This is a genomic window from Curtobacterium sp. B18 (genome assembly GCF_000333375.1).
Lineage (GTDB): Bacteria > Actinomycetota > Actinomycetes > Actinomycetales > Microbacteriaceae > Curtobacterium.
Window position 1 is genome coordinate 1 of the sequence record NZ_BACZ01000112.1, and the last position, 6,042, is coordinate 6,042.

A 6,042-nucleotide genomic window follows, 5' to 3' on the forward strand; every position below is an offset into this window, starting at 1 on the left:
GGAACCAGAGCGGTTGGTCGATCGTCATGAACGTCAGGACGACGTAGCCGAGCGACACGAGCGCGGTGCCGATCACCGGGAAGATCCGGTAGCGGCCGGTGCGGGCGACGATCTGACCGGACGCGATCGAGGCGATCATGAGCCCACCGATCATCGGCAGGGTCGCGAAGCCCGACTCGGTCGGCGTCAGGCCGGTCACGATCTGCAGGTAGAGCGGGATGGTCAGCATGGCGCCGAACATCGCGAAGCCGACCAGGAACCCGAGGACCGTGGCCATCGAGAAGGTGCCCGAGCGGAAGAGCTTGAGCGGGATGATCGCGTCGTCCTGCATGAGCGTCTCGATGACGAGGAAGGCGACCAGGCCGAGGGCGCCGATCACGTAGCAGGCGATCGCGCCGGCCGAGCCCCAGCCCCAGGTGCGGCCCTGTTCGGCCACGAGGAGGAGCGGGACGAGCGTGACGATGACCGAGGTGGCACCCCACCAGTCGATGCGGGGCTTCGCCTTGGCGTCGCCGAACTTCGGCAGGTGCAGGAACGCGATCACCATGAGGAGTGCGGCGATGCCGATCGGGACGTTGATCAGGAAGACCCAGCGCCAGCCGGTGACGCCCAGGATGGTGGAGGCGCCCGAGAACAGGCCGCCGATGAGCGGGCCGATGACGCTCGAGATGCCGAAGACGGCGAGGAAGTAGCCCTGGTACTTGGCTCGCTCGCGGGGGGCGAGGATGTCGCCCATGATCGCCAACGGGAGCGACATGAGCGCACCGGCGCCGATGCCCTGGAAGGCACGGAACGCGGCGAGCATGATCATCGACGTGGACATCGTCGACAGCAGCGAGCCGATGATGAAGACCGCGATGCCGAAGATGTAGAGCGGGCGACGACCGAAGACGTCGGAGAGCTTGCCGTAGATCGGCGTGGTGATCGTCGACGCGATCAGGTAGGCCGTGGTGACCCAGGCCTGCTGGTCGAGCCCGTGCAGGTCGTCACCGATCGTGCGGATCGCGGTGCCGACGATCGTCTGGTCGAGCGACGACAGGAACATGCCGGCCATGAGGCCGTAGATGACGAGGAGGATCTGGCGGTGCGACATGATCGGCTTCCCCGGCGCGCTGGCCGGGGAGTCCTGTCGCCCGCGCTGGACCTCGACGGGAGCGGTGGCAGTGGACAATGCGGGTCCTTCGGGGATGCGTGTGGTGGCTGGAGGTGGTCGCGAGGGACGCCGGAGCGTGTGGCGGGCCGATGACGGCGGGTCAACCTTGCAGACGCTGCAACTTTACACCACCAGCAGGTTTGCCCGCAACGCAATGTTTCCCATTGTGCATGCTTGGTGAACGTCTTCGCAGGTATCGTCGGACCGCATGGGGCGGACGACCTGGACCGACGTGCCGGCGGTGGTGCGAGAGGGCATCGAGACGGCGCTCGGCGGCGCGGTGGTGCACGCCGTGTCGCAGGCGGGCGGGTACTCCCCCGGCGGTGCCGACCGGGTGGTGACCGATGGAGGCCGGCGCGCGTTCGTGAAGACGCTGGCACGCTCCCGCAACCCGGACGCCTTCGGGATGCACGAGCGCGAGGCCGAGGTCCTCGGGCACCTGCCGTCCACCGTGCAGGCACCGCGACTCCACACGGTGCTCCGTGCGACCGTGGACGGCGACGACTGGATCGCCCTCGTCATCGAGGACGTCGACGGTCGCCACCCGGGCGGCGCCCGTGACGGCTCCGACATCGGTGCGGTGCTCGACGCCCTCGACACCCTGCCGCCCGCCACCGGAGCCCTCGCGCGGCTCCCCCGGGTCGCGGACGACCTCGTCGTCGAGTTCGCCGCGTGGGACCGGATGCTCGACGGCGGGTTCCCCGAGGTCGTCCCAGCCCACGTGGTGGCCGCCGCACCGGCGTTCGCCGAGGCCGCTCGCGGAGCCGCCGCAGCGACGGACGGGCAGTCGCTGGCGCACGTGGACTGCCGAGCCGACAACCTGCTCGTCGACGCCGACGACGTGGTCTGGATCGTCGACTGGCCGTGGGCCTCGGTCGGCGCGCACTGGCTCGACCCGCTCACCTACCTGCTCGACGTGCTCGTCCGCGGAGAGGACGCCGACGTCGAGCACCACCTCGCCACCCACCCGGTGTTCGCCGGTCTGCCGTCAGCGAGCGTGGACGCGGTCCTCGCCGGGTTGGCCGGCACGTTCTTCGAGAAGGCGGCGCGGCCGGACATCCCGCACATGCCGACGCTCCGGGACTTCCAGCGGCGCGAGGGGCTGGCCGCGGCCGAGTGGCTGCTCGGACGGTGGGCGGAACGGCCGTCGGGGGAACCGCCGGCGTACCCCGCTGTCCAGGAAGCGTGATCCGGTCGAGCGTACGGTCCCGCTCATGACTGACGAGCACGAAGGCCAGCGCCCGGAAGACGATGCCGCGCGGCTCGGACTCGTCGTCGTCGGCGAGGCGGCCGCGCTGCACTCGGGTGACGAGGCGGCCCTGGACGCGAGCGAGCAGAACATCCGCGACACCGTCGACGAGATGATCGACGAACCGTTGACCGACCGGCAGGAGCAGGTCGTCGAACGACTCGCGTCCGCCGGCGGCACCCTGACGGCGGGCCTCGGCGGAGCCCTCGCCGCCCAGACCGGCCGGAGCGTGGACGACGTCCTCGAGGGGGCCGCGCGGAGCGTCGTCTGGCAGCAACGGCTGGCGGACCAGCGTCGGGGCGCGGAGCGCGACCCGGGCGAGCAGGACGGTCGGGGCGAGCGCGAGGACGCCGGCGGCCAGCAGCGCGACCGTCGGGACGACGACGGGCGCGACGAGGACTGATCCCCGCCGCGCCCGCACCTGGCGCGTGACCGGCTACTCGGCCGTCGCGGACTCCTGCTCACGCACGACCGCACGGGCCGCGGCCTGCCCCGTCGTGGTGCTCTTCACGATGTCGCTCAACGTGAAGCCCGCGGTGGTCCCGAGCAGGGCGTCGACCTCGCTGAACTGGCTGACGACGCTCTTCGAGAGTGCGCCGGCACCGTCCGAGGACACGACGGTCAGCTTGTCGATGTTGCCCATCGGTGCCGCCAGCTCGCGGGCGATGCTCGGCAGCGTCTCGATGGCCTTGACCCGGAGGACCGCCTCGGAGTGCTGGGCGAGGGCGTCCGCCTGGGCCTTGGTGGCGTCGGCCTCGGCCTGACCCTTGGCACGGATCGCGTCGGCTGCCGCCTCGCCCTCGGCGCGGGAGGCGTCGGCGGCGAGCTTGCGGGCCTCGGACTCCGCCTGGGCCTCGGCGGCGATCGCCTCGGCCGAGATGCGTCGGGCCTCGGCCTGAGCCCGGGCGGTCTCGACCTGGGCGGCAGCGGCGGCCTCTGCCTCGACACGGGTCTTGCGGGCCTGGGCCTCGGCGACGGCGGAGACCTCGGACTCGAGCTCGGCGCGGCGGAGCTCGGCACGCTTCTGCGCGGTCAGCTGCTCCTGCTCGACGACGCCCTGGGCGGCACGCGCCTGGGCGAGCGGGCCGGCGGCGGCGGCCTCGGCAGAGGCACGGTCGGCGTCGAGCTGCAGGGCGGCCCGGCGGATCGCGAGCGTGTTCTCCGCCTCGGCGATCGCCTGGTCGGCCGTGGCACGGGCCTCGCGGGCTTCGCGGTCGGCCTGGGCCTCGGCGTTCTCGGCCTCGAGCCGGACCCGGGCGCGCTCGGCACGGCCGAGGTCGCTGATGTAGTCGTTGCGGTCCGAGATGCCCTTGATCTCGAACGAGTCGACGTCGAGCCCCTGGCTGTGCAGCGCGTCCTTCGCGACGTCGAGCACGGCGACCGTCAGCTGGTCGCGGTTGCGGATGATCGTCGACACGTCGGTCGCACCGATCGACGCACGGAGGGAACCGGACAGGACCTCGCGCGCGAAGTCGTCGATCTTCTTCTCCTGGCCGAGGAAGCGCTGTGCTGCCGCCCGGATCGAGGCGTCGGCCTCGCCCACCTTGACGAGTGCCACGGCCTCGACGTCGATGGTCACGCCGCGCGAGTCCTGGGCGTTGACGTTGATGTCGATGGCCCGCGAGCTCAGCGAGATCTTGGCGACCCGCTCGAAGAACGGCCGGACCAGCACACCGGCTCCGAGGACGACCTTGATGCCAGACTCGACCGTCTCGGTGCCGTCCGGGTTCTTCACCTTGCGGGACCGCTTGCCGGTGATGATGAGTGCTTCGTCGGCGCCGGCGTTCCGGTAGACGAGCTTCGCGTAGATCAGGACGACGACCGCCAGGACGACGATCCCCACCACGATCAGCGGGACGGCTCCGAGTGCGAACAGGACTTCCATGACTCCCCCTCGCGGAACGGGTCACCGGCGGCGACCTGGATTCCGCATCTGTTGTTCTGTCGGTCTCCATCCTAGGAGCGCGCGGGGACGGACAGGAGGCTCCCACCGGGCACGGCCGAACCGCCGCTGGCGCGTCGCTCCGGAACCGGCCGGCGGGGCCCAGGTGCGGGTCGGACCCGCACCGCGCCTCTTGTACGGGGTGGATCGAGCGTCTACGCGCCCTGGCGCCACCACGCGTCGAAGGGTGTCGCCGGGACCTGGCGCTTGTGCTCGGTCGCCCGGTAGCGCGACTCGATCGCCTCGGCCACCTCGACCGGGACGTCGTGGCCCTGCAGGTAGGCGTCGATCTCGGCGTAGGACAGGCCGAGGTTCGCCTCGTCCGTCTGCCCGGGTGTCTCGTCGAGCAGGTCGGCGGTGGGGGCCTTCTCGTACAGCCTGGCCGGCGCGCCGAGGTGCTCGAGCAGCTGTCGGCCCTGGCTCTTCGTCAGGCCCGTGAGCGGGGTGAGGTCGACGCCGCCGTCGCCGTACTTCGTGAAGAAGCCGGTCACGGCCTCGGCCGCGTGGTCGGTCCCGACGACGAGCAGGCCGCGCTGCCCGGCGACGGCGTACTGCGCGACCATGCGCATGCGGGCCTTCACGTTGCCCTTGACGAAGTCGCTCAGCTCCACGCCGGAGGCCGCGGTGTCCTGCACCACACCGTCGACGCCGTGCTCGATGTTGACGGTGATACCGGGGTCGGCGCCGATGAACCGCAGCGCGAGCTGGGCGTCGTCCTCGTCGGCCTGCACGCGGTACGGCATGCGCACGGTCGTGAAGGACGCGTCGTGCCCGTCGGCACGGAGCGACTCGACGGCGAGCTGGGTCAGCTTGCCGGCGAGGGTCGAGTCCTGCCCGCCACTGATCGCGAGGAGGTACCCCTTCGCGCCGGTGGTGAGCAGGTAGTCGCGGAGGAACCCGACCCGGCGGTCGATCTCCTGCTGCGGGTCGATGGTCGGCTGGACGTCGAGGTCTGCCGCGATCTGGGCTTGGAGTTCACGCACCACCCCAGTATCCCGCTGCACCGGCCGCGTGCACAGGGTTCAGTGCACGCGATCCGCGCCGATCGGCCGGATCGTGTTGTCGTGGTCCGCACCGATCGCGCAGGTGCAGACGACGCCGATGGTCTCCTGGGCCCGGGTCAGCACGAAGCGTTCGACGTGCGGGGGTCCGACGTGGCGGTCGAGCGGGTGGGTGTCGTGGTCGTGCACGGAGGTCCTCACGTCGCGAGCGGGAGCAGGAGCGGGAGCGGCCGACCGGTGGGACCGGTCGGCCGGGGGAGCAGCAGGAGGGGTGCCGGTGCGGTGGTGGCCCGAACCACCACCGCACCGGCGGGACCGCGACGACCCGAGACGCGCCGCGGGCCCGGGAGACGGGCGCCGGTCACGACCGACGCCCGTCAGGGTCAGACCCGACGCATGCGACGGGCGACGAGCGTCCCGCCACCGGCGGCGAGGAGCAGCCCGGCGAGGAGCAGCATCGGCAGGACCTCGGCACCGGTGAAGGCGAGGTTGCCGGTTCCTATGACGCACGCACGGTGGACACGGGAACGGTGGTTCGACCTGGTCTTCCTGGTCGGCTTCGCGTTCAAAGCGATCGACGGATTCATCGAGCTCGTGGTCGGAATCCCGCTGCTGTTCCTCCGGCCCGCGCAGGTCGAGACAGCGGCCCAGCTGGTCACGGCCGGTGAGCTGCAGGAGGACCCCGACGCCTCCTCGC

Annotated in this window: 7 protein-coding genes; 2 read left to right on the forward strand and 5 right to left on the reverse strand. The window is 71.4% G+C overall.

Going from position 1 to position 6,042, the window contains the following annotated elements; genetic code table 11:
• The coding region (locus tag I5E_RS03070; protein ID WP_022905696.1) for an MFS transporter at window positions 1-1,093 on the reverse strand (1,093 nt) is incomplete at its 3' end.
• 268 nt (window positions 1,094-1,361) lie between these two features.
• Between I5E_RS03070 and I5E_RS03075 the strand changes: the two genes are divergently transcribed.
• Both I5E_RS03075 and I5E_RS03080 read left to right on the forward strand, forming a co-directional pair.
• Window positions 1,362-2,342: a phosphotransferase gene (locus tag I5E_RS03075; protein ID WP_022905697.1), complete on the forward strand. Its 981-nt coding sequence runs from the start codon at window positions 1,362-1,364 to the stop codon at window positions 2,340-2,342.
• A 25-nt stretch (window positions 2,343-2,367) separates the two neighbouring features.
• On the forward strand, window positions 2,368-2,805 hold the full coding sequence (locus tag I5E_RS03080) for a hypothetical protein (RefSeq protein WP_022905698.1): 438 nt from the start codon (window positions 2,368-2,370) through the stop codon (window positions 2,803-2,805).
• Window positions 2,806-2,838: 33 nt separating this feature from the next.
• Here I5E_RS03080 and I5E_RS03085 read toward each other — a convergent pair whose 3' ends face one another.
• From I5E_RS03085 to I5E_RS24155, 4 genes are all read right to left on the reverse strand, one after another.
• A complete protein-coding gene (locus tag I5E_RS03085; RefSeq protein WP_022905699.1) occupies window positions 2,839-4,287 on the reverse strand; it encodes an SPFH domain-containing protein in 1,449 nt (482 codons plus the stop codon).
• Between the two features lie 212 nt (window positions 4,288-4,499).
• A complete protein-coding gene (gene nadE, locus I5E_RS03090; RefSeq protein ID WP_031261309.1) occupies window positions 4,500-5,327 on the reverse strand; it encodes an ammonia-dependent NAD(+) synthetase in 828 nt (275 codons plus the stop codon).
• Window positions 5,328-5,366: 39 nt separating this feature from the next.
• Complete coding sequence (locus tag I5E_RS25175; protein WP_022905701.1) at window positions 5,367-5,534, reverse strand: hypothetical protein; 168 nt, start codon at window positions 5,532-5,534, stop codon at window positions 5,367-5,369.
• Window positions 5,535-5,728: 194 nt separating this feature from the next.
• Entirely contained in the window at window positions 5,729-5,932 is a 204-nt protein-coding gene (locus I5E_RS24155; RefSeq protein WP_148286838.1) for a hypothetical protein, read from the reverse strand.
• Window positions 5,933-6,042: the final 110 nt, after the last annotated feature.